The sequence below is a fragment of the Nonomuraea sp. 3-1Str genome, from assembly GCF_031570565.1.
Lineage (GTDB): Bacteria > Actinomycetota > Actinomycetes > Streptosporangiales > Streptosporangiaceae > Nonomuraea.
The window spans coordinates 147,553-172,282 of record NZ_JALHBK010000006.1; the positions used below are offsets into that span (position 1 = coordinate 147,553).

The window sequence follows — 24,730 nt, forward strand, 5'->3', positions numbered from 1 at the left end:
CCCGTCCCCCGGTCACGTAGGCGTTCCATGAGTGGATTCAAGAAGTTCCTCTTACGGGGCAACATCGTGGAGCTGGCCGTCGCGGTGATCGTGGGCGCGACGTTCAGCGGGCTCGTGCAGGCGCTCGTCGCCGATCTCATCACCCCGCTGATCGGCGCCGTGACCGGCGGGCGGAAGCCGGACTTCGCTCAGTACTCCTTCACCGTCAACGGCAGCCAGTTCAGGTACGGCGACTTCCTCAACCATCTCATCACCTTCCTCATCATCGCGGCCGTCGTGTACTGGCTGGTCGTGCTGCCGATGACGCGGCTGGTCAGCCTGTTCGACCGGGACCAGGAGGTCCCGACCCGGCAGTGCCCGGAGTGCCTGAGCGACGTCCCGACGGAGGCGCGCCGGTGCGCCCACTGCACCTCGCCGCTGGTCCCCGACTCCGAGAAGCCGGCCGTGACCGAGCCCCGGTAGAAGCTTGGGGTGGACCGGGCAGGGACGGGCGGAAGGCGCAGAGGTGCCCAGTACGCATGGGGTGTGGGGTTTTGGCAGGTTGTGGGCTTCAAAGGGGCCGGGGGTTGGGCAGGATGGGCGGGTGAGCGTTGAGTTGATGGTCTGGGACGAGCCCGTGCCGATCTCCAGGGATCAGGCGCGGGCCGCGTACCTGGCCGCGAAGAAGGGCAGGCCGGTCCAGGGCGCGCTGCCGGAGGTCGCCAAGGAGCTGCCGGGGCTCGTCACGGTGTTCCCCGGGCACGTGCTGGTGACGATGGACCTGGAGTCGATGGACGAGATGTCCGGCCAGGTGTTCACCGTCGCGCGGGCGCACGGGCTGGTCTGCTACGACCCGCAGCGCGACCTCGTCCACAACGTCGGCCCGCTCGGCGTCCACCAGGGCATGCAGCTCCACACGGGCGACGGCATGGTGGTCCACGACCCGGACCTGGGGCTGGTCCACGACGTGCTGGCCACCCTGTCGGCGCAGAACCCGTTCGCGGCCCTGGTGACCTTCGGGCACCACTTCATCCAGGTGTCCCCCGCCGAGCAGGGCGAGCCCGCGTACGAGGTGGAGTACAAGGAAGGGCACATGGTGCGGACGCTGATGCCGCGCCTCGACGATGTCCGGCAGGCGTTCCACGAGTACGCCACCGGCGACCGGTCCTTCCTGAGCCGGCACGAGTGGTCCTGAGGGTGGCAGGATCGGCGGGATGAGAACCCATTACCCGCCCGTCGAGCCCTACGACTCCGGCTTCCTGGATGTGGGGGACGGCAACGAGATCTACTGGGAGCTGTGCGGCAACCCCGCCGGCAAGCCGGCCGTGATGCTGCACGGCGGCCCGGGCGGTGGGTGCACGGCCAAGCACCGCCGGCAGTGGAATCCCGACCTGTACAAGGTGGTGCTGTTCGACCAGCGCAACTGCGGGCGCAGCCGCCCCCACGCGAGCGACCCCGCCACGTCGCTGGAGCACAACACCACCTGGCACCTCGTCGCCGACATGGAGCGCCTGCGCGAGCATCTCGGCATCGAGGCGTGGCAGGTGTTCGGCGGGTCGTGGGGCAGCGCGCTCGCCCTGGCGTACGCGCAGACCCACCCGGAGCGCACGACCGAGCTGGTGCTGCGGGGGATCTTCACGCTGCGGCCCCAGGAGCTGCGCTGGTTCTACCAGGAGGGCGCCTCGTACCTGTTCCCCGACCGGTGGGAGGCGTACGTGGCGCCGATCCCCGAGGAGGAGCGGGGCGACCTGATCGCCGCCTTCCGCCGCCGGCTGGAGGGCGAGGACCCCGAGGCGCGGCTGGCGGCGGCGCGAGCGTGGGCGCAGTGGGAGGGCTCCACGGTCACGCTGCTGCCGGACGAGGAGCTGATCGCGGACTTCGGCCAGGAGCGCATGGCGGTGGCCTTCGCCCGGATCGAGAACCACTACTTCACCCACCTGGGCTGGTTCGAGCCGGAGCAGCTCATCCGCGACGTCGGCAAGGTCCGCCACATCCCGGCCGTCATCGTGCAGGGCCGCTACGACGCCTGCACGCCCATGGTCACGGCCTGGGACCTGCACCGCGCCTGGCCCGAGGCCGAGTTCCACGTGGTGGCCGACGCGGGGCACTCCGCCACCGAGCCGGGCATCGTGGACCGGCTCATCGCGGCGACAGACGGCTTCGCGCCAGCCGTACCACCGGCGTGACCGCGCCGACCAGCAGCAACGTGCACAGCGGCGCCAGCGTCACGCCGATGAGGAAGCCCGCCGCCACGTCGTGCGGGTAGTGGACGCCGACGAACACCCGCGAGAACGCCATGACCGCCGCCAGCGGCAGCACCAGCCAGGCCAGCGCGCGCCAGGCCAGCACCAGCGCGCCCGCCGCGCCGGCGGCGATCACGGCGTGGTTGCTGGGGAACGACCAGTCGTCCGGCGGCGGGCACGCGGTGATCGTCGCCACGCCGCCCCGGCACGGCCGGTCCTCCCTGACGACGGTCTTGACGACCTCGCTGACGACGTACGCGCACACCACTCCGGCCGGGCCGGCGATCGCGATCGCCAGGTCGCGCGCGGGCCCGTTGCGGGTCCGCCACCAGCACAGCACGAACAACGCCGCGAACAGGAACAGGCCGGCGTCGGTGCCCACCTCCGCGAGGGTGTGGAGCCATGCGGGCGTGCCGAGGGCGAAGTCGACGATGTCGCGGTACACACGTGTCCAATCGGTGAACGAGCAGTGACACGACTTTACGGAAGATCACCCGCTTTCGCGTCCGACTCCCGGCCGATCCCGGAGTGTCGCCGATCGGCCGATCGGCCGAGGGCCGGGCTGGACGAAGGTCAGGGCGCGGCACGCCGGATCGGCGGCGTAGGCGGAGTTCCGGCCGGGTAGAGAGGCATGCGTGATCGGAGAGCACGTGATCGTCGGCTACACCGCCGACGCGGGTGGACGTGACGCTCTCGCCCTCGGCGCCGCCATCACGCGGGTCACCGGCGGCGAGCTGACGGTGGCGACGGTCTACCCGCCCGGCAGTCCCGGCGAGGCCGTGGAGGCGCAGGCCAACCTGGCGCACGCCGCCGAGGAGCTGGGCGGCATGCCCGCCGAGTACATCACCTACGAGAGCCGGGGCGTGGGACGCGGGCTGTCCGTCCTGGCCAGCCGGATCCGGGCCGACCTGGTCGTGGCAGGGTCGGCGGACGGCGGTCAGCGGGGGCGCATCGCGATCGGGTCCACCTCGGACCACCTGCTGCACCTGTCGCCGGAGGCGGTGATGCTGGCGCCCGCCGGGTACCGCCCGCCCGAGGAGGCGGGGCGGCTCACGCTCGCCTACGTCCACCGGCCCCAGTGCGACGCCGCCGTGGAGCGGGTGGCGCAGACGGCCCTGCGGCTGGGCGTGCCGCTGCGGCTCATCACGCTCGACCTCCGGACGGAGGACCCGGGCCGGCTCGGCGACGACCTGGCCCTCGCCGTACGGCTGGCGTGGGAGTCGACCGGCATCGAGGCCGAGGCGGAGATCGCCGAGGGGCACGACGTGGCCTCGGCCCTGGAGACGCTGGAGTGGACGCCCGGCGAGCTGCTGGTGTGCGCGGCCAGCGAGGACGCGCAGCCGCACCGGGTCTTCCTCGGGGAGCTGGCCATGAAGGTGCTGCGGGCGGCGCCGTGCCCGGTCACGGTGCTGCCGCGCGGGTTCGGCTGAGCCGGATTCGATCGGCGCGCCGCCCCTCCTAGGCTGGTGCCCTCACGGGTCGGGTCACAGGGGGGCAAGGGTGCGTCAGGCGCGGCTGATCGTGGTCGTGGTGCTGGCCGGATTCGCCGGCGTGTACGTGATCGCGGGATTCCCCGGGGCGCTGGCGGTCTTCGGCGTCCAGGTCGCGTACGTGCTGTGGCGCCGCTGCGGGTGGCTGCTCACCGCGCAGGCCGCGCTGGTGGCCGGGCTGTCGGCCGGGCTCGGGTCGTCCGTGGCGGTGATCGGGTTCCTGGGCGGGGCGCTGCTGCTGTCGCGGTGGGGGGCGCTGACGCCCTTGGCGGGGCTGGGCGCGGCGGTGATCGAGCACGCGCGGCACGGCGAGGTGCGGGCCACCCTGGACGCCACGATCACGACGGCGCTGCTGTCGCTGCTCATCTACGGCATGGGGCGGCTGGTGGACCGGGCCGGCGAGCTGCACGCGAACCGCGCGGCGCTGGCGGCGGGCGCGGCGGCCGACGAGCGGCTGCGGATCGCGGCGGAGCTGAACGACGGCCTGGGCCGGAGCCTGGCGGTGATCGTCGAGGGTGTGCGGCGGGCCCTCGCGGGCGCCGACATGCCGGCCGAGGTGGTGCGGACGGCGCGGGAGTCGCTGGCCATGGCCCGGGAGGCGGCCGCCGGCTACCGGGCCATGTCCCTCGGCCCCGAGCTGACGACCGCCCGCGCTCTGCTGGCCGCCGCCGGGATCGGGGCCGAGGTGCGCGAGGGGCACGCCGAGCCGCTGGGCCCGGCGGGCGCCGTGCCCGCCGCCGTGCTGCGGGAGGCGGTGACGGACGTCGTCCGGCTCGGCGCCGCCCGTACGTGCCTGATCGAGACGCTGGACACGGACGGGACGGTGCGGCTGCGGATCACGGACGACGGCCGGCGGACCGCCGAGGACGGCCGGCCGGGCGCGACGGCCGCGCAGGTGGAGGCGGCGGGCGGCGTCCTGTCCGCGGGGCTCGCACCGGACGGCCGCTACGTCGTCGAGGCCGCGCTGCCCCACCGGGCCGCCGGCGAGGACGAGGCGGAGACGGGCCGGGCGACGTACGGCGAGTCGTACGGCGTGGTCCTCGGGCTGCTCGCGGCCGTGCTGGTGGGGTTCAGCGTGAAGGCCCTGCTGGCGCTGCCCGCGGGCATGGTGGCGCCCGCGGCGGCGGTCCTGGCCGTGGTCGTCGCGATGCAGCTGCGGTCCGTCAACGGGCGGCACATGGTGGCGCTGGGCGTGATGACCGTGCTGGCGGTCGCGCCCGTGCCGGTGTTCGGGCCGGTGTGGCTGGGTGTGGCCGGGTTCGTGGCGGGGCCGGTGCTGCTGGCGTTCCGGTGGCGGGTGGCGTGGCCGCTCGTGGCGGCCGTGCTGGCCGCGGTGGCCGTCGCGGGGACGGCCTTCGGGCTGCCCTCCGCCGCCACGGCGAACTTCACGGTCAGCACCCTGGTCACCGGTCTCGTCGTGTACGGCCTGGTGCGGCTGGCCCGGCAGGTGAAGGAGCTCCAGGCTGCCCGCGAGGAGCTGGCCCGCGCGGCCGTCGTCGAGGAGCGTCTGCGGGCCGCCCGCGACCTGCACGACCTCCTCGGCCACAGCCTGGCCGCCATCCTGCTGAAGTGCGAGCTGGCCCGGCGGCTCGACCCCGCGCGGGCCCGTGCGGAGCTGACGGGCGTCATCGCCCTGGCCGAGCAGGCGGAGGCGGACCTGCGCTCGGTCTCCGGCGAGCATCGCGACCTGTCGCTGGCCTCCGAGGCGGCCTCGGCGCGCTCGGTGCTGTCGGCCGCGGGGGTGGAGGTCACCGTGGACCTCGCCCACCCGCCGCTGCCCGCCGAGGCCGAGACGGTGCTGAGCGCCGTCCTGCGGGAGGCCGTGACGAACGTGTTGCGCCACAGCTCCGCACGCCACTGCGCCGTCTCCACGGCGCTGGAGGACGGCGTGGTACGGCTGCGCGTCCGCAACGACGGCGCCCGGGGCGCGCGGGCCCGGCACGGCTCGTCCGGCATCGGCAATCTGACGACCCGGCTGGCCGCCCTCGACGGCCGCCTGACCACCGCCGCGGGGGACGGCTGGTTCGAGCTGGAGGCCGTGACACCCCTCCTCGCCACGCCCTGCCCGATCCCGGCGGCGTGAGCGGGCGTCAGATCCAGCCGGCCTCCGTGGCGATCCGGACCGCGTCGGTGCGGTTGCGGGCGTTGAGCTTGGCCACGATGCCCGTCAGGTAGTTGCGGACCGTGCCCGCCGTCAGGTGCAGCTGGGCGGCGATGTCCGTGGCGTCGGCGCCGCCGGCGGCCAGGCGGAGCACGTCCGCCTCGCGGCCGGTCAGCGGGTTCTCCGCCAGCCCCCAGGCCGCCACCGCGAGCGAGGGGTCCAGCACCCGCTCCCCCGCCGCGACCTTGCGGATGGCCGCCACCAGGTCCTCCGGCGGCGCCGTCTTCAGCAGGAAGCCGTCCACCTGGGCCGCGAGCGCCCGGCGCAGGTGCCCCGGCTTGCCGTACCCGGTGAGCATGAGCATGCGGCACGAGGGGACCCGGGCGCGGATCTCGCTCGCCGCGTCGAGGCCGTCGAGCCGGCCCGGCATGTCGATGTCCATGACGGCCACGTCCGGCCGGTGGGCCGGCGCGGCGGCGACGGCGGCGTCGCCCGAGTCCACGGCCGCCACGACCTCCAGGTCGGCCTCCAGGCCCAGCAGCGCCGCCAGCGCGCCCCTGACCACGTGCTGATCTTCTGCCAGCAGTACGCGAATCACGGGCACATGTCTATCAGTGTCCGGTTCATGATGGCGTCATGGTCGACCGGTGATCGCGTCTCTGGTCCGGGGGCGGCCCGCTGAGCAGGCTTGAGGGCATGACGGACGTGGTGCGGCTCGACGCCGTGAGCAAGGTGTACGGGAAGGGGCAGGGGGCCGTGGCCGCCCTGCGCGAGGTGTCCGTGGCGATCCCGCGCGGGAGCTTCACGGCGGTGATGGGGCCGTCGGGCTCGGGCAAGAGCACGTTCCTGCACTGCGCGGCCGGGCTGGACGTCCCGACCTCGGGCTCGGTGCGGCTGGGCGGCACGGAGCTGGCCGGCATGGACGAGACCCGGCTGACCGAGCTGCGCAGGCGGCGGGTCGGGTTCGTGTTCCAGTCGTTCAACCTGGTCCCGTCGCTGACGGTGACGGAGAACGTGACGCTGCCCCTGCGGCTGGCCGGGGCCCGCGTGGACGCGTTCTGGGCGGCGGAGCTGCTGCGCCGGGTCGGCATGGACGGGCGGGCCGGGCGGCGGCCGGCGGAGCTGTCGGGCGGCCAGCAGCAGCGGGCGGCGATCGCCCGGGCGCTGGTGACGAAGCCGGAGGTGGTCTTCGGCGACGAGCCGACCGGGGCGCTGGACACGATGACGGCCCGGGGCGTGCTGACGCTGCTGCGCGAGGTGGTGGAGGGCATGGGCCAGACCGTGGTGATGGTCACCCACGACCCGGTGGCCGCCTCGTACGCCGACACCGTGCTGTTCCTGGCCGACGGGCGGATCGTGGACGCGATGGGCGCGCCGTCGGCCGACAAGGTGGCCGAGCGCATGACGCGGCTGGGGGCGTGGACGTGATGGCGAGGTCCCAGGGGATGACGGGGTTCGCGGTCCGCTCGCTGCGGCACCGCAAGGCGGGGGTGGCGGGGGCGTTCGTGGCGCTGCTCTGCGCCGCGGCGCTGGTGTGCGCCTGCCTGATGCTGCTGGACACGGGGCTGCGCGGCACGGTCGCGCCGCAGCGCTACGCGGGGGCGCCGCTGGTCGTGGCCGGTGACCGCTTCGTGCGGCAGACGGTCACCTCGGGCGACAAGGTGAAGACCAAGGCCAAGCCGCTGGCGGAGCGGGCGTGGATCCCCGCCGGGCTGGCGGACGAGCTGCGCGCGGCGCCCGGGGTGTCGCGGGTGGTCCCGGAGGTGACGTTCCCGTTCGGCGCGGCGCTGGGGCACGGGTGGGAGTCGGCCGCGCTCACGCCGTTCACGATCGCGTCGGGACGGGAGCCGCGGAGGGCGGGCGAGGTGGTGGTCGACGCCCGCGCCGGGCTGGCCGTCGGCGCGCGGCTGGGCCGTCATCAGATCGTCGGCGTGACCGCGCAGGCGCTGCCGGGGCAGGACACGGTGTTCCTGTCCACGGCGGAGGCGCGCCGGCTGGCCGGCCGCGCGGGGCTGGTGAGCGCGATCGGGGTGTTCCCCCGGGTGGACGTCTCCGCCGTGCTGGCCGCGCACGCGGGCGACAGGCGGAACGCCGCTCCTGTCGCCTACACCGGGGACGAGCGCGGGGCGGTCGAGTTCCTGGACGCGGAGAAGGCGCGGACCCGGCTGGTGAGCCTGGGCGGCGCGCTCGGCGGCACCTCGCTGCTGGTGGCGATCCTCGTCGTGGCCGGCACGTTCGCCCTGTCGGTCCAGCAGCGGCAGCAGGAGATCGCGCTGCTGCGGGCCGTGGCCGCCACGCCGCGGCAGGTGCGCCGGCTGCTGGGCGGCGAGGCGGTGCTGCTCGGGCTGGCCGCCGGGACGCTCGGCTCGGCGGCGGGAATGGGACTGGGGTTCTGGCTGCGGTCGAGATTCGTGGCGCTCGGCGCGATGCCGGAGAACCTGGAGCTGGTGGTGAGCCCGTTCCCGGCGCTGGCCGCGCTCGTCGCGACCGTGGCGGCGGCCTGGGTGGCGGCCCTGGTGTCGGCGCGGCGGGGCACCCGGATCAGGCCGGGGGAGGCCCTGGGCGAGGCGGCGCTGGAGAGCGGCCGTCCGGCGACGGGCCGGATCGTCGCCGGAGCGGTGCTGGCCGCCGGCGGCGCGGCGCTCGCGCTGGTGCTGTCCGGGCTGGAGACGGAGGCGGCGGCGAGCCCGGTGACGATGCTCACCGCGCTGGTGTGGGCGGCGGCCGTGGCGCTGCTCGGTCCGGTGCTGGCGCGGGCGGCGGTCGCGGCGCTCGGGACGCCGCTGGGCGCCCTCGGCGCCGCCGGCCACCTCGCGGCGCGCAACCTGCGCTCCCGCGCCGGGCGGACGGCTTCGGTCATGGCGCCGCTCACTCTCATGGTCGCCATGACGTGCACGATCCTGTTCGTCCCCGTCACCCTCGGTCAGGCGGCCGGCGAGCAGGCAGACGCCGGCATCCGCGCCGGGTTCGTCCTGTCCGGCCGCGAACGGCCCGCCGCGACGGGTCCGGAGCTCCGGGAGGGCACGCCCGCCGCCCGGGTACGCCGGGTGGCCGGGGTGGAGGCCGTCACCGAGGTGGTGCGCACCTCCGTCAGGGCCGGGCTCGACCGGTACGGCGCGCAGGGCCTCACGCCGGACGCCCGGACCGTGGACCTGGGCGTCGTGGCCGGGTCCCTGGACGGGTTCGGCCCCGGCTCGGTCGCGCTGAGCCGGACCGCGGCCTCCCGGCTCGGCGTGGGGGTGGGCGACCGGCTGGAGCTGACGCTCGGCGACGGCACGCCGGTCGCGCCGCGGGTCGCCGCCCTCTACTCCCGCGGTCTCGGGTTCGGCGACGTGACGCTGGACCACGCGCTCGTCGCCGCGCACGTGGACGACCCGTCGGGCACGCTGCTGGTGTCGGCTCCCGCGCTGACCCGGGACCGGCTCGCCGCGGCCCTGCCCGGACTGCGGGTGCTCGACCGCGCCGAGGCCGCCGAGGTGAGCGCCCCGGACGCCGGGGTGAACTACGTGGCCATGGGACTGGTCATCGCCTTCACCGCGATCGCCGTGGTCAACACGCTGGCCATGTCCACCTCGGACCGCGCCGGCGAGCTGGCGCTGCTGCGGCTGGTGGGCACGACCAGGCGGCAGGTGCTGCGCGTGCTGCGGCTGGAGACGCTGGCCGCGGTGCTCGTGTCGGTCGGGGCGGGCACGCTGATCGCGCTGGTGACGCTGACGGCGTTCGCCGCGGGCATGACGGGCTCGGCGGCGCCGTCCGTGCCCGTGCCGGGTTACCTGGCCGTGGCCGGCGCGGCGGCGGCGCTCGCGCTCGCCGCCACCGCCCTGCCGGCCCGGCTGGTGCTCGGGCGGCGCCCCGCGGTCCACTGAGGACGCCGCCCGAGCGTGGCGGCCACGATCAGGCGCCGGCTCGCCGCCGCCTGATCGTGGCCTCGTACAGCTCCAGGTAGCGGTCCGCCATGACGCCCGGCGAGAAGCGGCGGGTGGCCTCCGCCCGGCACTCCTCGGGGTCGATCTCGTCCACCCGCAGGATGTACTCGGCCAGCTCCTCCTCGGTGTCGGCCAGCCATCCGGTGCGGCCGTGGTCGATCAGCTCCGGCAGGCAGCCCCGGCGCAGCCCCACGGCCGGCACGCCGAGGGCGAGCGCCTCGACCACCGCGGTGCCGCCCGGCTCGTCCCACTGGACGGGGAACAGGGCGGCCCGCGCCGAGCCGTACAGCTCGTCGCGCCGCCGCCCCGCGACGGCCCCCTCCCAGCGGACCAGGTCGCCGTCGAGGTAGGGGCCGACCGCCTCCAGGTGGTAGCGGACGTCCGGGTGGCCGTGCAGCGGGTGGTACGGGTCCTGGACGACGGCGTCCAGCTCGGCCGGCGTGCCGAGGCCGCTGACCGGCCCGGCGAGCGCCAGCGGCTGCCCCAGCTTCTGGCAGATGCGGGCCGCGACGTGCTGGCCCTTGAGCCGGCAGATCCGCCCCATGACCACCAGGTGCTCGCCGCGTTCCACCCGGGGCGCGGCGCCGGCGAGCGGGGTGGCCAGGTGGACCGCGCCGAGCGCCGCCTCGCGCAGGGCGGCCGGCGCGGTGCGGAGCTGTGACTCCGACACGCCGTTGGCGGCGACCGACTCGGGGAAGGCGCCGTAGAACGCGGCGTGCTTGCGCAGGTCCCAGTGCAGGGTGTGCAGCACGGGCGGCCCGTCGAGGGCGGAGAGCACGGCCGGACCGACCACCTCCAGATGGTCGTGGACGAGGTCCACGTCGTCGCGGCGGCGCAGCTCGCGCGCCACCATGGCCTGGTGGGCGTGCGCCAGCCCCATGACCTGGTTGTACGGTTTCTGCAGCTCCGCGAACTGGCCGGAGTCGTAGACGCTGACCAGCTCGTCCACCTCCAGCGTGCTCGACCCGACGGAGGCGAGGACGACCCGCACCCCGCGCTCCCGCAGCGGGGGCACGAGCGTGGCCACGACGTTCTCGATGCCGCCGTAGCCGGAGGGCGGGACCTGGAGCCAGGGTCCCGTGTTGATCAGCACGTTCATGCGACGTCCTCCTCGGCGAGCAGCAAGGCGAGCGGAGGACGCTCGGCCACGACGACGTTCATGAGCGAGGCCTGCCCGTCGAGCCCGAACTGCAGGAGCGTGCGGGCGGGCGGCTGGGCGGCCATGACCCGCCCCTGGCGTTCGAGACGGGTCCAGGCGGTGTGCAGGATCTGCCCGGCCATCCGGCCGAGTGCCGCGGTGGACTGGTGGGAGTGCACCCGGACGCCCAGGTCCACCTGGGCCATGGCGTCGAGGCCGACCAGCTCCAGCAGGTCGACGAGGAGCCCGAGCTCGACGCCGTACTCGGTGACGAACGGCACCTGCTCCAGCGTCTCGCGCCGGCCGGCGTACTCGCCGCCGAGCGGCTGCTGGAACCCGGCCAGCTCGGGCCAGAACATGTTGATGAGCGGGCGTGCCACCAGCTCGGTGACCCGCCCGCCGCCTCCTCGCCGCCGCACCCCGTCGGCGCCGGTGAACGGCCGCTCGCAGGCGCCCTTGACGAACTGGATGCCGGGGTCGGTCAGCAACGGCCCGAGGAGGCCGATGACGAAGTGCGCGCCGAAGTCGCGCAGGTCGGCGTCGACGAAGACGACGATGTCCCCGCTGGAGGCCGCCAAGCCCTTCCACAGGGCCTCACCCTTGCCGGTGAGGGGCGGCAGGTGGGAGAGCACCGCGTTCTGTGCCACGACGCGTGCTCCCGCGGCGGCGGCCCGCTCGGCCGTCGCGTCGGTCGAGTTGGAGTCGACGACGAGGACCTCGTCCACGAGCGGAACCCGCTCGACGAGCTCGCGGCGGATCACGGTGACGATGTCGCCGACCGTCGACTCCTCGTTGCGAGCCGGCAGGACGACGCTCACCGTGGTCGTTCCCTTGGCGAGGAGCAGGGCCTCGGGGACCCACTCGGTCGCGGTGCTCGAGTGGGGACCGTACCATTCCCGAGCCCTGGCCAAGGCCCGCAGTTCTGTCTCCATGCACTCAGCCCCGTTCTGTTTTAGGGGTTCACGGTCGCGCATATGTTCCCTATAGCCGCACGTTTGAACGTGTTGTTTGATTTTGCGCAAAAGTGGGATATGCGAGATGTGTCCTCAACCACCCGTGTAGGCATCATCGGTGCCGGAAATGTCGCCGCGCGTCACGCGGACGTGCTGTCAGGTTTTCCCGATGTGGTGATCGCCGGAATCGCCGACGTCGATCCCCTCAAGGCCGAGGCGCTCGCCGCGCGTCACGGAGTCCCGGCTTTTGACGGCCATGCCGGGCTCCTGGAGGCGGGCAGACTCGACGCAGTATACGTCTGTGTGCCCCCATTCGCGCACGGTAAGCCAGAGCATGATGTTCTGTCATGTAATCTCCCGATTTTCGTGGAAAAGCCGCTCGCACTCGACCTGAAGACCGCGGAAAACATCGCGTCCGAAATCCAGCGGCGTGGACTGCCCTCGGCAGTCGGGCATCACTGGCGCTACCTGGACGTTCTCGACCGGGCCCGTGACCTGCTGGCCGACCGTCCGGTACGGCTGGCGCTCGGCCACTGGCTCGACAAGGTTCCCCCGGTCGGCTGGTGGCTGGACCCGGCCCGGTCCGGCGGCCAGGTCGTCGAGCAGGCGGTCCACGTCCTCGACCTGGCCCGGGTCCTGGTCGGCGAGGTCACCATGGTCCACGCGGTGCCCGCCGCGCCCGGCGGCGACGGCGCCGCCGGGGAGGTGGACCGGGCCGTGGCCGCCGTGCTGAGCTTCGCGGGCGGCGCCACCGGCACCCTGGCCACCACGAGCCTGCTGCGGCACAAGCACCGGGCGGGACTGGAGGTCTACGCCGACGGCGTCGCCCTGGAGCTGACCGAGACCTCGCTGACCGTCGACGGCGGCCAGGTCGTCGAGGACGCCGGACGGGCGAAGACGCTGGTGGACCGGGCGTTCGTCGACGCCGTGCGGGGCGCGGACGGCGACGTGCGGGTGCCGTACGCGGAGGCGCTGCGCACCCACCGGGTGGCGCTCGCGCTGGCCAGATCGGCGGCCGAGGGAAGGCCGGTGACCCTGGATGACTGACCACGGCGCCGGAGTGACGGGCGGCGCGACGGTGCGCAGCCGCGTGCTGTGCGTCGAGGCCCCCGGCAAGATCGCCCTGGCCGAGGAGGAGCTGCCCGAGGTGCCCGAGGGCGGGTTCCGGGTGGCGACCGCCTACAGCGGGATCTCCGCGGGCACCGAGCTGACCTACGTCAAGGGCACCAACCCATACCTCGCCGCCTCCTGGGACCGGGTGCTCGGCCTGTTCCGGCCGGGCGCGCCGGCGGTCCGCTATCCCGTGCGCGGCATCGGGTACATGCAGGTCGGCCGGGTGGTCGAGGCCCGTACCGCGGCCGTGCGCGAGGGCGCGCTGGTCGCGATGGCGTACGGCCACCGCACCGGGTACGTGGCCGACCCGCTGACCGACCGGTTCGTGGAGCTGCCGGCCGGCCTCGACCCGGTGCTCGGCGTCTACGTCGCGCACATGGGGCCGATCTGCGCCAACGGGCTGCTGCACGCCGCCGCCGACCTGCACGGACCCGCGGTGCGGGACCTCGGTGACGGCGTGCGCGGGCGGCGCGTGGCCGTGGTCGGGGCGGGCGTGGTGGGGCTGCTCACGGCCTCGTTCGCGCTGGCGCACGGGGCGGCGGAGGTCGTGGTGGCGGACGAGACGCCCGCCCGGCTGCGGATCGCCGAGGCCCTGGGCGCCCGAGCCCTGGAAGCCGGGGCCCTCGCCACGGAGGAGGACCCGGCGGTGGAGCTCAAGCGCCGCTGGCGGCACGGCCCGGACGACCGGGGCGCCGACGTGGTGTTCCAGTGCCGTGGGCAGGCCTGGGCGCTCGCGCTGGCCCTGCGCATGCTGCGGCCACAGGGCACGGTCGTGGACCTGGCCTTCTACACCGGCGGCGCGGACGAGGTGCGGCTCGGCGAGGAGTTCCACCACAACGGCCTGTCGCTGCGGTGCGCGCAGATCGGCCGGGTGCCGCGCGGGCTCGCGCACGCCTGGGACAGGGAGCGGCTCTCGTACGAGACGATCGCCCTGCTCGGGCAGCGCGGCGCGGTGCTACGCGAGCACCTCGTCACCGAGGTCGCCGATTTCGCCGAGGCGCCGGGCCTCCTCGCGGATCTGGCCGCCCGCCGGCGTCACGCCGTCCAGGCCGTCCTCCGCTGCGACGTCGAGGACGAGGGCGGCTGACCAGCTGAAGTCGTGGCAGCCGTGCCCCTCCAGCGTGAACGGGTCGAAGTACTCGCGGAACCCGGACTCGGCGACGGCGCGGACCATGCCCTCGGCGAGCGGCGCCGCCAGGTCGGGCCGGCGCCGCCGCAGGCCCCGCCAGATCAGCCAGGTGAGGTTGATCCAGGCGGGGCCGCGCCAGTAGCGGACCGGGTCGAACTCGGGCGCGGCCGGCGCGAAGCTCGGCAGGATCCCGTCCTTGAGCCCGAAACGGTCGAGCCCGGTGCCGATCAGCTCGTTGACCAGCTCGCGCGGCAGGCCGGGCAGCATGAGCGGGGTCAGCCCGGCGGCGCTGTTGGAGCGCACCAGGCAGCCGGTGAGCATGTCGCGGGCGTGGAAGAGGCCGTCGTCGTAGAGGTGCTCGGCCATCGCGGAGGTGTGCGCGGCGGCCTCACGCAGGTGCGGCTCGGGGTCGTGCCCGACAGCCCGCGCGATCCGGGCCAGCGCCACCTCGGCCACGCCGTACGCGGTGTTGAACAGCGGGTCCTCGACCCGGAAGGCGTCGGAGCGACGGTAACCGGTGTCGCGGTAGGCGCGGGCGAGGGTCGTGTAACGCGCGTAGTCGCGGTCGGTGGGCCGCTCGTCCACGCTGACGTAGGTGGTGTCGCGGCGCACGAACGCGGACGGCTCGGGCTCGACGGCGCCCAGCGGCGCGTCCCAGGCCGGACTGTTGTCCATGCCCGACTCCCACGGATGGACGATCGAGATGAGCCCCTCGGGCGAGCGCCTGGCGGTGCGCAGGTACTCCTGCTGGGCGACCAGGCGGGGATAGATCCGTCGCAGGAACGCCGTGTCGGGGTCGGCCAGGTGGACGCGCCAGGCGGCCAGCGCGTGGACGGGCGGCTGCACGATGCCGGAGGTCCGCGCCCCGGAGGGCGCGCTGACCTGCCAGAACTCCGGTCCGGGGAAGTAGGCGCCCTCCGGCACCGCCGGGTTGAACACGATGTGCGGCACCCGGCCGTCGCGCCACTGTGCCCCGAACAACGTCAGCAGCTCCGACCTGGCCCGGCGCGGCGACCACTGGGCGTTGCCGATGGCGATGAAGGCGGAGTCCCAGCTCCACTGGTGGGGGTAGAGGGTGCGGGAGGGGACCGTGTAGCTGCCGTCCCAGTTGGCGACGAGCACGCGGACGGCATCGCGGAGGATCATAGGAATTTCCTGATGAAGGAGGCGGTCTGGGGAAGGACGATGTCCGGCTCGCCACGCAGGCGGCACTCCAGCGCCAGGTAGCCGTCGTAGCCGGCGGCGTCGAGGGCGGCGATCTGGGCGCCCCAGTCGAGGTGGCCGGTGCCGGGCTGGTTGCGGTTGGACTCGCTGACCTGCATATGAGCAAGGTAGGGGGCGGCCCGCAGGATCGAGCGGCAGGGGTCGTCCTCCTCGATGTTCATGTGGTAGGTGTCGCCGGCCACCCGGATCGCCTCCATCGAGCAGTACGACACGGCCTCGGCCAGCGTGTTCACCATGTGATTCTCGTACCTGTTGAGAGGCTCCAGCATGATGAGCACGCCGTTGCGCTGGGCGTGCTCGCCGAGCGTGGTGAGCGCCTCGGCCAGCACCTCGCGGTCCTCGTCCGGACCGCGGGGCGGCTCGAACGGCGGCAGCCGGCGCGAGAACTGGCCCCAGGAGGCCGGCGTCATCACGCCGATGCCGCCCAGCTCGGCGATCACGGTGAGCTGCGACCTGAGCTGCTGGATGGCGTCCTTGCGCCGGACCGGGTCGAAGTCGCCGATGAAGTGCGGCATGTCCACGCACACGGTCGGCATGACGACGCCGTCGGCCAGGGCGCGCTTGAGCTCGGTCAGGCGGGTGGCGAAGTGGAAGTCGCCCTTGCCGCGCAGCTCGATGGCGTCGAAGCCGGCGTCGACCGCGAAGGCGAACTTCTCCTGCAGCGTGCGGCCGGGCAGAAGCTGCTCCTGGACGGAAAGCTTCACTTGTCTCACTCCTCGAATCGGAAGACGAGCTGGAGGACGTCCGACGGCCGGTGGTCGAGCAGCTCGTAGGCCGTGGCGGCCTCCCCTGCGGGGACCACGTGGCTGACCAGGCCGAGGACGCTCACCTCGGCCCGGTGGACGAGCTCCATGAAGGTGCGCTGGAGCCGCTCGACGTCCCAGCGGTGGGACAGCCATGAGGCGACGCCGCCGATCTGGGAGGAGACGAGCTGCACCTGGTTGTGGTGGAACTCCTCGCCCAGCCGCAGGCCGGTCGCGTCGCCCTGGTAGAAGCCGGCGGCCACGACCCGGCCGCCCCGGCGCACGGTCCTGATGGCCTCGTGCAGACCCTGGTGACTGCCGCTCAGCTCGATGGCGCTGTCGGCGCCCTCGACGCGCTTGCGCACGATCTCGGCGACCGAGCCGGAGCGCACGTCGAACGTCTCCGCGGCCCCGAAGGCCCGGGCCAGCTCCAGCCGGGCCGGGATGGCGTCGGCCGCGAGGACCCGGGCGCCGCTGAGCACGGCCATCCGGGTGGCGAGCAGGCCGATGACGCCCTGGCCGAAGACGGCGACCTGGTCGCCGAGGCGCAGGTCGGCCGCGTGGACGGCGTTGAGCGCGATGGCTCCGACGCGGGCGAACACGCCGGTCAGCGGGTCGGCGCCGGGCGGCAGCACGTGGCCGGCCAGCCGCTCGGCGGGCACGACGGCCTCCGCCCGGTGGCCCCAGATGCCCCACACGAGGCTGCCGACGGGCGGGTCGGCGACCTCGGGCGCGGCCTCGACGACCTCGCCGACCTCCTGGTAGCCCCATCCGGTGAGCGGATAGGCGTGGGTGCGGCCGTCGACGAAGAGCCGGCGCTCGACGTCCCACCTGCGGGTGAGGTACGGATTGGTGCCGCGGTAGGCGGTGAGTTCGGTGCCCGCCGAAACCCCGGAATACAGGGTGCGGACCCGGACGGAGCCCGGACCGAGGGCGGCGGGCGGCTCGACGCCGACACGGACGCGGCCTGGTCCTTCAAAGGTGATGACGCGCATTCCCCCACGCTTACGATTATTGATCAAACGAAAGTCAAGGAATTAGTACGTGCACGCAGACCATAGTTGAGCGGATAACACTCTTAAGTCCAGGACTTCGACGGAGGTAACAATGAAATTGGGTTTCCTGACCGCCTGTCTCCCCGAGCTCGATCTCGTGGATGTCGCCCGCTGGGCCGCCGCGCATGGTTTCGAGGCGCTCGAAGTCGCCGGATGGCCGTCGACGGATACCCGAAATCACATCAGAGTGGACCGTTTCGACGAAGCCGAAAGAGAGCGGGTCGGGAGAATCTTCGCAGAGACCGGACTCACCCTTTCCTCGATCGCCTATTACGAGAACAATCTGCACCCTCGCGCTGGGGCGGAGGTGAACGCGCACGTGCGCCGGTGCGTGGAGGCCGCGGCGGCGCTCGGCTGCCCCACCGTCGGCACGTTCGTCGGCCGTGACCCCGGCCTGTCGGTCCGCGACAACCTCGAACGCGCCGAGGGCGTCTTCCGCCCCCTCGTCGCCCACGCCCGCGACCACGGAGTCGACCTCGTCATCGAGAACTGCCTGATGAAGAGCTGGCACCCCGACGGCTACCCGGGCAACCTGGCCTACTCCCCCGAGCTGTGGGAGTGGATGTTCACGCTCGGGCTGCGGCTCAACTACGACCCCTCGCACCTCGTCGCGCTCGGCATCGACCCGGTCGCGGCCGCCATGCCGTACATGTCGCAGATCTCCCACGTGCAGGCCAAGGACACCGAGTTGCTGCCGGGCACCATCAACCGCTTCGGCTTCTACGGCCCGATCAGCGGCGAGAAGGGGTGGTACCGGTTCCGGGTGCCCGGGCTGGGCCAGGTCGACTGGACCATGGTGATCGGCGCGCTGCGCCGGGGCGGGTACGACGGGGTGGTCTCCGTCGAGCACGAGGACCCCGAGTGGACCGGCAGCACGGACAGGGTACAGACCGGTCTCGGTATCGCGTACCGGACGTTGCGCCATCTCGTGCGGGGGTAAGTGCGGCATATCCCCGCAACGGAGGAGCGCGCCATGCCGAAGAGGACAACCGCCGTGCTCTGTGTCGCCCTGATGGCCACGGCCACATTGGCCGCCTGCGGCGACGAGGAGAAGGCGAGCAACCAGATCACCGTCTGGACCGAGGAGAACCTGCCCGACCGGATGGCCGTGCAGCAGCGGATCGCCGCCGACTTCACCAAGAAGACCGGGATCAAGGTGAACCTGGTCGGAGTGGCCGAGGACCAGTTCAGCCAGATCGTCACCTCGGCGGCCGCCGCCGGCAAGCTGCCCGACGTCATCGGGGCCCTCCCGCTGTCGTCGGTGCGCGAGCTGGAGGCCAACGACCTGCTCGACACCGAGACGCCGGCCAAGGTCGTCGACCAGCTGGGCCGTGGCACGTTCTCCCAGCGCGCCCTCGACCTCGACAGCTCCGGCGGCAAGCTGCTGGCCGTGCCCAGCGACGCCTGGGCCCAGCTCGTCCTGTACCGCAAGGACCTGTTCGACAAGGCCGGGCTGGCGCCACCCGACACGTACGAGGCGCTGGAGGCGGCGGCGCGCAAGCTCAACACCGGCGGCGTCGCCGGCATCACGCTGGCCATCGCCCCCAAGGACTCCTTCACCGCGCAGAGCTTCGAGCACGTGGCCCTGGCCAACGGCTGTCAGCTCGTGGACGGCTCCGGCAACGTCACGCTCGACTCGCCGCAGTGCGTTAAGGCGTTCGGCTTCTACGCCGGCCTCGTCAGGAACTACTCGGTCAAGGGCAAGCAGGACGTCGACTCCACCCGCGCCACCTACTTCTCCGGCAAGGCCGCCATGGTCATCTGGTCGTCGTTCATCCTCGACGAGCTGGCGGGGCTGCGCAAGGACGCGTTGCCGAGCTGTGAGCAGTGCAAGAAGGACCCGGGCTGGCTGGCCAGGAACACCGGCGTCGTCACCGCGCTCAAGGGGCCCGACGGGAGCGCGCCCGCCCAGTACGGGGAGATCGTCTCGTGGGTCGTCACCCGCGACGCGGCCAAGGACCCCGCCGCCAAGTTCGTCGCGTACGCGATGAACGAGGGCTACGAGCGGTGGATCGGGATGGCCCCGGAGGGCAAGTTCCCCACCCGCAAGACCTACGCCGCCGCCTGGAACAAGCTGCCCGCCGGCGTCGACACCAAGAAGCCGCTCGCCGACGTGTACCCGGTCTCCGTGCTCGACGCGCTGCGCGCCGGCCCCGACCACTTCGGCCGCTGGGGCATCACGCAGGGCCAGGGCAAGCTGGTGGGCGCCACGATGGGTGAGCTGCCGGTGCCGAAGGCGCTCAGCCAGGTCGCGGACGGCTCGCTGACACCCCAGGCCGCCGCCGCCCAGGCCAAGAAGGACGTCGAGACCATCAAGCGCGGGATCCGCCAGTGAGCCCGCGCCCCCGCACCCTCAGGCAGCAGGAGGGGCGGGCCGGGCTCGCGCTGATCTCGCCCACCCTGGTCATCACGGTCGTCGTGGTCGTGCTGCCGCTCCTGTGGGCGATCATGCTGGCCTTCCAGGACGTGCGGCTCATCAACATCCGGAGCAAGGGCCTGTTCGGCGACTACACGCTGGAGAACTTCCGGTACGTGATCTCCGAGCCGGGCTTCTGGACCGCGCTGGTCAACACGCTCGTCTACACCGTGGCCGGCACGGCGCTGTCCATCGCCGTCGGGCTGGTCACCGCGCTGGCGCTGCGCGACCGGTTCAGGGGGCGCACGCTGGTGCGGGCCTCCATCCTCGTGCCGTACGTGGCTCCGGTCGTGGCCGTCGCGTTCCTGTGGGAGACGATGCTCAACCCCCAGTACGGCATCGTGAACACCTGGCTCAGCCAGCCGATCGCCTTCCTCAGCCAGGCCAAGGGCACCTTCCTCGGGGTGGAGGTGCCGGTGGCGCTGCTGACGGTCATCGCGTTCGAGGCGTGGCGGTACTTCCCGTTCGCGTTCCTGTTCATCCTGGCCAGGCTCCAGGCGCTGCCCGCCGATCTGGAGGAGGCGGCCCTGGTGGACGGGGCGACGCCCACGCAGCGCTTCCGGCACGTGGTCCTGCCGCAGCTCGCGCGGGTCATCGCGCTGCTGGCCGTGCTGCGTTTCGTGTTCACCTTCACCAAGTTCGACGACGTGTACCTGCTCACCGGCGGCGGAGCCGGGACCGAGGTGGTCAGCGTGCGCGTCTACAACTTCCTGACCGCGCGCGACGACATCGGGGCCTCGGCCGCCCAGGCCATCGTGCTCGCCGTCGTGCTGGTCGTCTTCCTGGTCCTCTACCTCAGGTTCTTCGCGGGAGGCGAACGTGAGCGCAACGGCTGAGCGGACGAGCGCCAGGCCGATGAGCAGGGACCGGGTGGAGCGGGCGGCGCTGCGTGTGCTCAAGCCGCTGGTGATCGCGGCGCTGGTCGCCGTCACCGCGTTCCCGTTCCTCTACATGATCACGCTGTCGGTCCGCGACATCCAGGAGCTCATCCTCGACCCGGGCTCCCTCTGGCCCCGGAACCTCACGCTGTCCACCTACGCGGACGTGCTGGACCGGCAGGGGTTCCTGACCTTCATGCGCAACAGCGCGATCGTCGCCGTGGCGTCCGTGGTGGTCACGCTGCTGATCTCCATCCCCGGCGCGTACGCGGTGGCCCGGCTGCGCTTCTTCGGGCACCGGCAGGTCCACTTCCTGTTCCTGTCGGTCTATCTCTTCCCGGTGATCGTGCTGGCCATCCCGCTCTTCGTGCTGTTCACGATGATGGGGCTGCGCGGGTCGCTGCCCGGCCTGATCCTCGTCTACATCGCGCAGACCGTGCCGGTCACGGTATACATGCTCCGCAACTACTTCGAGACCGTGCCGCGTAGCGTGGAGGAGGCCGCCGCGATCGACGGCTGCTCGCGCCTGTCGACCATCTGGCGGGTGGTGCTGCCGCTGTCCAAGCCCGCGCTCATGGCGACCGGTCTGTACGTGTTCATGATCGCCTGGAACGAGTTCCTGTTCGCCCTGCTCTTCCTCGTCGAGAGGCGGGAGAGCTGGACGGTTTCCCTGGGACTGTCCCAGCTCGCGGGTAGCATCGAGATCCCGACCACGGTGCTCATGGCCGGATCCGTGGTCCTCACGCTGCCCATCGTGATCGTGTTCTTCGCCGGCGAGCGTCTGCTGACCGAGGGCCTCACGGCAGGAGCGGAGAAGGGGTAGACCATGCTGACGGCGGGGCACATCCTCCAGCTCATCCGCGATGGCTCCTGCCGTACCCGTAAGGAACTCATCGAGTACACCGGTCTGTCCCGCTCCACGATCACGGACCGGGTGGACCGGCTGATCGAGGCCGGCTACATCCACGAGTCCGGCGTCGCCAGCTCCGGGGGCGGCCGGCCGCCCTCCGTGCTCGACCTGGACGCCGGCAAGCGCCTGGTGCTCGTGGCCGACCTCGGCGCCGGCCACGCCCATGTCGCGCTCACCGATCTCGCCGCCCGGCCGCTGGCCGAGGAGCACAGCGAGATGCGCATCGACCGGGGGCCCGACGCCGTGCTGACGTGGGTGCGGCAGGCGTTCCAGCGGCTGCTCGACCGGACCGGCATGCCGCGCGAGCGGGTGTGCGGCATCGGCGTCGACCTGCCCGGCTCGGTGGACCACGGCACCGGCAGGCTGATCAGATCGTTCCTCATGCCCGGCTGGGACGACCACCCCATCGGGGAGAGCCTCAGCGCGGCGTTCGGCGTGCCGGTGCTCGTGGAGAACGACGCGAACGCGATGGCGCTCGGCGAGTGGTGGTGCTCCTGGCGGAGCACCCGGGCGCTGCTCCTCGTCAAGGTCTCCACCGGCATCGGCACCGGCGTGGTGCTCGACGGCAGTGTCTACCGGGGCGTCGAGGACGCCGCCGGCAACCTCGGTCACGTACGGCTGCGCGAGAGCGACGACCGGGTCTGCACGTGCGGCTCGCGCGGCTGCGTCGCCTCGCTGGCCAGCGGCCACGCCCTGGCCACCGACCTCGGCATGGAGTCCAGCCGCGACGTGGTGCGGCTCGTCCAGGCCGGCGACCCAGCCGCCATCGCCCGCGCCCAGGAGGCGGGCCGGACGCTCGGGGTGCTGCTGGCGACCGCGGTCAGCCTGCTCAACCCGGGCGTCCTGGTGCTGGCCGGCGACATGGCCGAGACCGGCGAGCACTACCTGACCGGCATCCGGGAGAGCGTCTACCGGCGCAGCCTGCCGTACACCACGCGCAACCTGAAGATCGTGACCAGCTCGCTGGGGCGGCGGGCCGGGATCGTGGGCACGGCGGTGATCGTCATGGAGCACGTGCTGAGCCCGGAGGCCGTGGACGCCGCCCTCGCCGCCCCGTCCGGGCGCTCCAGGACCGGCACCTGACCCCCCTCTCCCCCGGATGTCACGCCAGCGCGCCGGCGAGGCGGTCGCGGGCCGTCACGAGGGAGGGGCCGTACCAGGTCAGGTCGCGCCCGCTGACCAGCGCGCACCGCAGGCCGGGGAAGCACTCCGGGCCATCGCCGGCGCTGAAGGCGTACGGCTCGTCGGGCAGCACCACGAGGTCGGGCGCCTTCGCGGCCAGCTCGGGCAGCGGCACCCTGGGATAGCGCTCGGGATGACCCGCGTACAGGTTGTCCACGCCGAGCCGGCGCAGCACGTCGCCGGTGAACGTGTCGCGCCCCACCACCATCCACGGCCGCCGCCAGATCGGGATGATCGCCGTGCGCCGCGGCCCCCGAGCCGGCTCGCGCCACACCTCGCGGGCCTCCTCCAGCCACGCGGGCGGCCGGGCGCGGCAGGCGTGCCGGAACATCCGCTCCAGCGAGACGAACGCCTGGTCCAGGGTCTCGATCCTGGTCACCCAGACGGCCACCCCTGTCGCGCGCAGGGCGGCGAGGTCCGGCTCCCGGTTCTCCTCGGCGTTGGCCAGGACGACGTCGGGACGCAGGTCGCGGATCGCGTCGAGGTCGGGGTTCTTGGTGCCGCGCACGCGCGTGACGTCCAGGTCCGCGGGGTGCGAGCACCAGTCGGTGGCTCCGACGAGCGCGTGGGGAACGGTCGCCGCCACCGACTCGGTCAGCGACGGCACCAGCGACACGATCCTGGTCACGACCTCGGGCACCCGCACGGTTGTCCCGGTGTCGTCTGTCCCGGTGTCGTCGTCCGCGTCCCGTTCCGCCACAGATGCCCCCTTGCCTGGTCTCCTACGATCTCTTCCCGGAGAGCCTGACCGAAAAAGAGTGAAATCAAGTGAATTTTGAGCCGAATGTGCGCAGCTTCTCCACAAGAGACATAACGAATCCGTAGAATCCCCCATAAAGATCGTTACATCTTGATCGGGGGATCTCCGGTTGGAGCGAGAATCGCTGGGCTTCGATCCGAACACGCCCAACGTCGCCCGGCTCTACGACTACTACCTCGGGGGCAAGGACCACTTCCCGGCCGACCGTGAGGCCGCCGAGAAGATCCTGGCCGTCGCGCCCGAGGTACGCCTCGCCGCGCGGGCCAACCGGGCGTTCCTCGGGCGGGCCGTGCGGCATCTGGCCGCGGCCGGGGTCACCCAGTTCCTGGACATCGGCACCGGGCTGCCCACGCAGGGGAACGTGCACGAGGTCGCCAGGGAGGTCGCGCCGGGGGCGCGCGTCGTCTACGTGGACCGTGATCCCGTCGTGCTCGTCCACGCCCGCGCGTTGCTGGCCGACGACGAGAACACCACCGTCGTCGAGGGCGACGCTCGCGACCCCGGCAGCATCCTGAAAAATCCGGATGTGTTGAAGTTAATCGACTTCAGCCGGCCGGTCGCGGTGCTGCTCGTCGCGGTCATGCACTTCGTGAGCGAGGACGACGGCCCCGAGCAGATCATCGGGACGCTGCGCGAGGCGATGGCCCCCGGCAGCTACCTGGTCATGTCGCACGGCACCAGCGACGCCCGGCCCGATGCCGTGGACAAGGGCGTCGAGGTCTACCGGAGCGCGACCTCTCCCCTGGTCCTGCGCAGCCGTGACCGCGTCAGGGAGCTGTTCGCCGGGTTCGACCTGGTCGAGCCGGGCATGGTGTGGCTGCCGCAGTGGCGGCCCGACGAGACGGACATGATCGACTTCGCCGACGACCCCCAGTCGTCCCTCATCGTGTGCGGGGTCGGCCGCAAGAGCTGAGGCCCGTGCGGCCCGTACGGCCGGGGCGGCGACCATCGCGCGACGCCCCGGCACGGACAGGCGGTTACTTCAGGGCGGCGAGAGCGGCGTCGTAGTCCGGCTCCTGGGTGATCTCCGGCACCAGCTCGGAGTGGACCACCCGGTTGTCGCCGTCGAGCACGACCACCGCGCGGGCGGCGAGCCCCGCCAGCGGCCCGGACTCCTGCGCGACGCCGTACTCGCCCAGGAACTCCCGCCCCCGCATGAGCGACAGCATGGTCACGCCGTCGAGCCCCTCGGCGCCGCAGAAGCGCTGCTGCGCGAACGGCAGGTCGGCCGACACGCACAGCACCACGGCCTCCGGGTGCTCGGCGGCGACCTGGTTGAAGCGGCGCACCGAGGCCGCGCAGACGCCGGTGTCGACGCTCGGGAAGATGTTGAGCACCTTCACCGAGGAGCCGAACGACCCGAGCGTGACGTCGGCGAGGTCCTTGCCCACCAGCCTGAACTCGGGCGCCGTGTCACCGGGCTCCGGGAACGTGCCCCCGACCGTGACCGGGTTGCCCTTGAACGTGATCTCGGACATGAGAAAACCTCC

The 24,730-nt window shown here is 72.9% G+C and carries 23 protein-coding genes and 1 pseudogene; 15 read left to right on the plus strand and 9 right to left on the minus strand.

Annotated elements, in window-relative coordinates:
- The first annotated feature begins 27 nt into the window (after nucleotides 1-27).
- From mscL to pip, 3 genes are all read left to right on the plus strand, one after another.
- Complete coding sequence (gene mscL, locus MTP10_RS12775; protein WP_310709336.1) at nucleotides 28-462, plus strand: large conductance mechanosensitive channel protein MscL; 435 nt, start codon at nucleotides 28-30, stop codon at nucleotides 460-462.
- A gap of 121 nt (nucleotides 463-583) precedes the next feature.
- The gene (locus tag MTP10_RS12780; RefSeq protein WP_310709337.1) at nucleotides 584-1,174 is read left to right on the plus strand and encodes a hypothetical protein; all 591 of its coding nucleotides are present in this window, start codon (nucleotides 584-586) and stop codon (nucleotides 1,172-1,174) included.
- 19 nt (nucleotides 1,175-1,193) lie between these two features.
- Nucleotides 1,194-2,165, plus strand: coding sequence for a prolyl aminopeptidase (pip, locus tag MTP10_RS12785; RefSeq protein ID WP_310709338.1), 972 nt, complete (start codon nucleotides 1,194-1,196; stop codon nucleotides 2,163-2,165).
- Here pip and MTP10_RS12790 read toward each other — a convergent pair.
- Nucleotides 2,119-2,667: a phosphatase PAP2 family protein gene (locus MTP10_RS12790; RefSeq protein WP_310709339.1), complete on the minus strand. Its 549-nt coding sequence runs from the start codon at nucleotides 2,665-2,667 to the stop codon at nucleotides 2,119-2,121. The two genes, pip and MTP10_RS12790, sit on opposite strands and share 47 nt — an antisense overlap.
- A 190-nt stretch (nucleotides 2,668-2,857) precedes the next feature.
- On the opposite strand from MTP10_RS12790, the gene MTP10_RS12795 reads away from it, so the two are divergent.
- Complete coding sequence (locus MTP10_RS12795; protein WP_310709340.1) at nucleotides 2,858-3,652, plus strand: universal stress protein; 795 nt, start codon at nucleotides 2,858-2,860, stop codon at nucleotides 3,650-3,652.
- A 70-nt stretch (nucleotides 3,653-3,722) separates the two neighbouring features.
- Nucleotides 3,723-5,795 carry a histidine kinase gene (locus tag MTP10_RS12800; protein WP_310709341.1) on the plus strand — a complete coding sequence of 691 codons (2,073 nt, stop codon included), beginning with the start codon at nucleotides 3,723-3,725 and terminating at the stop codon, nucleotides 5,793-5,795.
- Between the two features lie 7 nt (nucleotides 5,796-5,802).
- Here the strand turns inward: MTP10_RS12800 and MTP10_RS12805 are convergent, their stop codons facing one another.
- Nucleotides 5,803-6,411: a response regulator transcription factor gene (locus tag MTP10_RS12805; protein ID WP_310709342.1), complete on the minus strand. Its 609-nt coding sequence runs from the start codon at nucleotides 6,409-6,411 to the stop codon at nucleotides 5,803-5,805.
- Nucleotides 6,412-6,509: 98 nt separating this feature from the next.
- Between MTP10_RS12805 and MTP10_RS12810 the strand changes: the two genes are divergently transcribed.
- Both MTP10_RS12810 and MTP10_RS12815 read left to right on the plus strand, forming a co-directional pair.
- Nucleotides 6,510-7,241 (plus strand): ABC transporter ATP-binding protein, encoded by a 732-nt coding sequence (locus MTP10_RS12810; protein ID WP_310709343.1) that lies wholly within the window; start codon nucleotides 6,510-6,512, stop codon nucleotides 7,239-7,241.
- Nucleotides 7,242-7,258: 17 nt separating this feature from the next.
- The gene (locus MTP10_RS12815; protein ID WP_310709344.1) at nucleotides 7,259-9,679 is read left to right on the plus strand and encodes an FtsX-like permease family protein; all 2,421 of its coding nucleotides are present in this window, start codon (nucleotides 7,259-7,261) and stop codon (nucleotides 9,677-9,679) included.
- Nucleotides 9,680-9,707: 28 nt separating this feature from the next.
- Here the strand turns inward: MTP10_RS12815 and MTP10_RS12820 are convergent, their stop codons facing one another.
- Nucleotides 9,708-10,838 (minus strand): glycosyltransferase, encoded by a 1,131-nt coding sequence (locus MTP10_RS12820; RefSeq protein WP_310709345.1) that lies wholly within the window; start codon nucleotides 10,836-10,838, stop codon nucleotides 9,708-9,710.
- On the minus strand, nucleotides 10,835-11,809 hold the full coding sequence (locus MTP10_RS12825) for a glucosyl-3-phosphoglycerate synthase (RefSeq protein ID WP_310709346.1): 975 nt from the start codon (nucleotides 11,807-11,809) through the stop codon (nucleotides 10,835-10,837). The genes MTP10_RS12820 and MTP10_RS12825 overlap by 4 nt, the downstream gene beginning before the upstream one ends.
- A gap of 99 nt (nucleotides 11,810-11,908) precedes the next feature.
- Between MTP10_RS12825 and MTP10_RS12830 the strand changes: the two genes are divergently transcribed.
- On the plus strand, nucleotides 11,909-12,877 hold the full coding sequence (locus tag MTP10_RS12830; RefSeq protein WP_310709495.1) for a Gfo/Idh/MocA family oxidoreductase: 969 nt from the start codon (nucleotides 11,909-11,911) through the stop codon (nucleotides 12,875-12,877).
- Nucleotides 12,870-14,030: a zinc-binding dehydrogenase gene (locus tag MTP10_RS12835; RefSeq protein ID WP_310709347.1), complete on the plus strand. Its 1,161-nt coding sequence runs from the start codon at nucleotides 12,870-12,872 to the stop codon at nucleotides 14,028-14,030. Before MTP10_RS12830 ends, MTP10_RS12835 begins: the two co-directional genes overlap by 8 nt.
- A gap of 9 nt (nucleotides 14,031-14,039) precedes the next feature.
- On the opposite strand, the pseudogene MTP10_RS41950 reads toward MTP10_RS12835, so the two are convergent.
- The 3 genes and pseudogenes from MTP10_RS41950 to MTP10_RS12845 form a co-directional block, all read right to left on the minus strand.
- A pseudogene (locus tag MTP10_RS41950) lies at nucleotides 14,040-15,218 on the minus strand (MGH1-like glycoside hydrolase domain-containing protein); the annotation flags it as partial.
- Nucleotides 15,215-16,000 carry a sugar phosphate isomerase/epimerase family protein gene (locus MTP10_RS12840; protein ID WP_310709348.1) on the minus strand — a complete coding sequence of 262 codons (786 nt, stop codon included), beginning with the start codon at nucleotides 15,998-16,000 and terminating at the stop codon, nucleotides 15,215-15,217. The pseudogene MTP10_RS41950 and the gene MTP10_RS12840, both read right to left, overlap by 4 nt.
- 5 nt (nucleotides 16,001-16,005) lie before the next feature.
- The gene (locus tag MTP10_RS12845; protein ID WP_310709349.1) at nucleotides 16,006-17,034 is read right to left on the minus strand and encodes a zinc-binding alcohol dehydrogenase; all 1,029 of its coding nucleotides are present in this window, start codon (nucleotides 17,032-17,034) and stop codon (nucleotides 16,006-16,008) included.
- Between the two features lie 112 nt (nucleotides 17,035-17,146).
- On the opposite strand from MTP10_RS12845, the gene MTP10_RS12850 reads away from it, so the two are divergent.
- Genes MTP10_RS12850 through MTP10_RS12870 form a run of 5 tightly spaced genes read left to right on the plus strand, consistent with a single transcriptional unit; the run spans nucleotide 17,147 to nucleotide 22,381 of the window.
- Nucleotides 17,147-18,034, plus strand: a complete 888-nt coding sequence (locus MTP10_RS12850) for a sugar phosphate isomerase/epimerase (protein WP_310709350.1) — start codon at nucleotides 17,147-17,149, stop codon at nucleotides 18,032-18,034.
- Between the two features lie 33 nt (nucleotides 18,035-18,067).
- Nucleotides 18,068-19,429 (plus strand): extracellular solute-binding protein, encoded by a 1,362-nt coding sequence (locus tag MTP10_RS12855; protein ID WP_310709351.1) that lies wholly within the window; start codon nucleotides 18,068-18,070, stop codon nucleotides 19,427-19,429.
- On the plus strand, nucleotides 19,426-20,346 hold the full coding sequence (locus MTP10_RS12860; RefSeq protein WP_310709352.1) for a sugar ABC transporter permease: 921 nt from the start codon (nucleotides 19,426-19,428) through the stop codon (nucleotides 20,344-20,346). Before MTP10_RS12855 ends, MTP10_RS12860 begins: the two co-directional genes overlap by 4 nt.
- Nucleotides 20,330-21,211: a carbohydrate ABC transporter permease gene (locus MTP10_RS12865; RefSeq protein WP_310709353.1), complete on the plus strand. Its 882-nt coding sequence runs from the start codon at nucleotides 20,330-20,332 to the stop codon at nucleotides 21,209-21,211. Before MTP10_RS12860 ends, MTP10_RS12865 begins: the two co-directional genes overlap by 17 nt.
- 3 nt (nucleotides 21,212-21,214) lie before the next feature.
- Entirely contained in the window at nucleotides 21,215-22,381 is a 1,167-nt protein-coding gene (locus MTP10_RS12870) for an ROK family transcriptional regulator (RefSeq protein ID WP_310709354.1), read from the plus strand.
- A gap of 19 nt (nucleotides 22,382-22,400) precedes the next feature.
- Here MTP10_RS12870 and MTP10_RS12875 read toward each other — a convergent pair whose 3' ends face one another.
- Nucleotides 22,401-23,180 carry a helical backbone metal receptor gene (locus MTP10_RS12875; protein WP_310709355.1) on the minus strand — a complete coding sequence of 260 codons (780 nt, stop codon included), beginning with the start codon at nucleotides 23,178-23,180 and terminating at the stop codon, nucleotides 22,401-22,403.
- A gap of 169 nt (nucleotides 23,181-23,349) precedes the next feature.
- On the opposite strand from MTP10_RS12875, the gene MTP10_RS12880 reads away from it, so the two are divergent.
- The gene (locus tag MTP10_RS12880; RefSeq protein ID WP_310709356.1) at nucleotides 23,350-24,153 is read left to right on the plus strand and encodes an SAM-dependent methyltransferase; all 804 of its coding nucleotides are present in this window, start codon (nucleotides 23,350-23,352) and stop codon (nucleotides 24,151-24,153) included.
- 64 nt (nucleotides 24,154-24,217) lie between these two features.
- Here the strand turns inward: MTP10_RS12880 and tpx are convergent, their stop codons facing one another.
- Nucleotides 24,218-24,718, minus strand: coding sequence for a thiol peroxidase (tpx, locus tag MTP10_RS12885; protein ID WP_310709357.1), 501 nt, complete (start codon nucleotides 24,716-24,718; stop codon nucleotides 24,218-24,220).
- Nucleotides 24,719-24,730 lie beyond the last annotated feature (12 nt).

What these genes read in the sequence shown, in the direction of transcription:
- mscL (WP_310709336.1), top strand. Translation starts at nt 28, where the DNA reads ATGAGTGGATTCAAGAAGTTCCTCTTACGGGGCAACATCGTGGAGCTG.
- pip (WP_310709338.1), top strand. Translation starts at nt 1,194, where the DNA reads ATGAGAACCCATTACCCGCCCGTCGAGCCCTACGACTCCGGCTTCCTG.
- MTP10_RS12810 (WP_310709343.1), top strand. Translation starts at nt 6,510, where the DNA reads ATGACGGACGTGGTGCGGCTCGACGCCGTGAGCAAGGTGTACGGGAAG.
- MTP10_RS12815 (WP_310709344.1), top strand. Translation starts at nt 7,259, where the DNA reads ATGACGGGGTTCGCGGTCCGCTCGCTGCGGCACCGCAAGGCGGGGGTG.
- MTP10_RS12820 (WP_310709345.1), bottom strand. Translation starts at nt 10,838, where the DNA reads ATGAACGTGCTGATCAACACGGGACCCTGGCTCCAGGTCCCGCCCTCC.
- MTP10_RS12825 (WP_310709346.1), bottom strand. Translation starts at nt 11,809, where the DNA reads ATGGAGACAGAACTGCGGGCCTTGGCCAGGGCTCGGGAATGGTACGGT.
- MTP10_RS12830 (WP_310709495.1), top strand. Translation starts at nt 11,909, where the DNA reads ATGCGAGATGTGTCCTCAACCACCCGTGTAGGCATCATCGGTGCCGGA.
- MTP10_RS12835 (WP_310709347.1), top strand. Translation starts at nt 12,870, where the DNA reads ATGACTGACCACGGCGCCGGAGTGACGGGCGGCGCGACGGTGCGCAGC.
- MTP10_RS12845 (WP_310709349.1), bottom strand. Translation starts at nt 17,034, where the DNA reads ATGCGCGTCATCACCTTTGAAGGACCAGGCCGCGTCCGTGTCGGCGTC.
- MTP10_RS12850 (WP_310709350.1), top strand. Translation starts at nt 17,147, where the DNA reads ATGAAATTGGGTTTCCTGACCGCCTGTCTCCCCGAGCTCGATCTCGTG.
- MTP10_RS12855 (WP_310709351.1), top strand. Translation starts at nt 18,068, where the DNA reads ATGCCGAAGAGGACAACCGCCGTGCTCTGTGTCGCCCTGATGGCCACG.
- MTP10_RS12870 (WP_310709354.1), top strand. Translation starts at nt 21,215, where the DNA reads ATGCTGACGGCGGGGCACATCCTCCAGCTCATCCGCGATGGCTCCTGC.
- tpx (WP_310709357.1), bottom strand. Translation starts at nt 24,718, where the DNA reads ATGTCCGAGATCACGTTCAAGGGCAACCCGGTCACGGTCGGGGGCACG.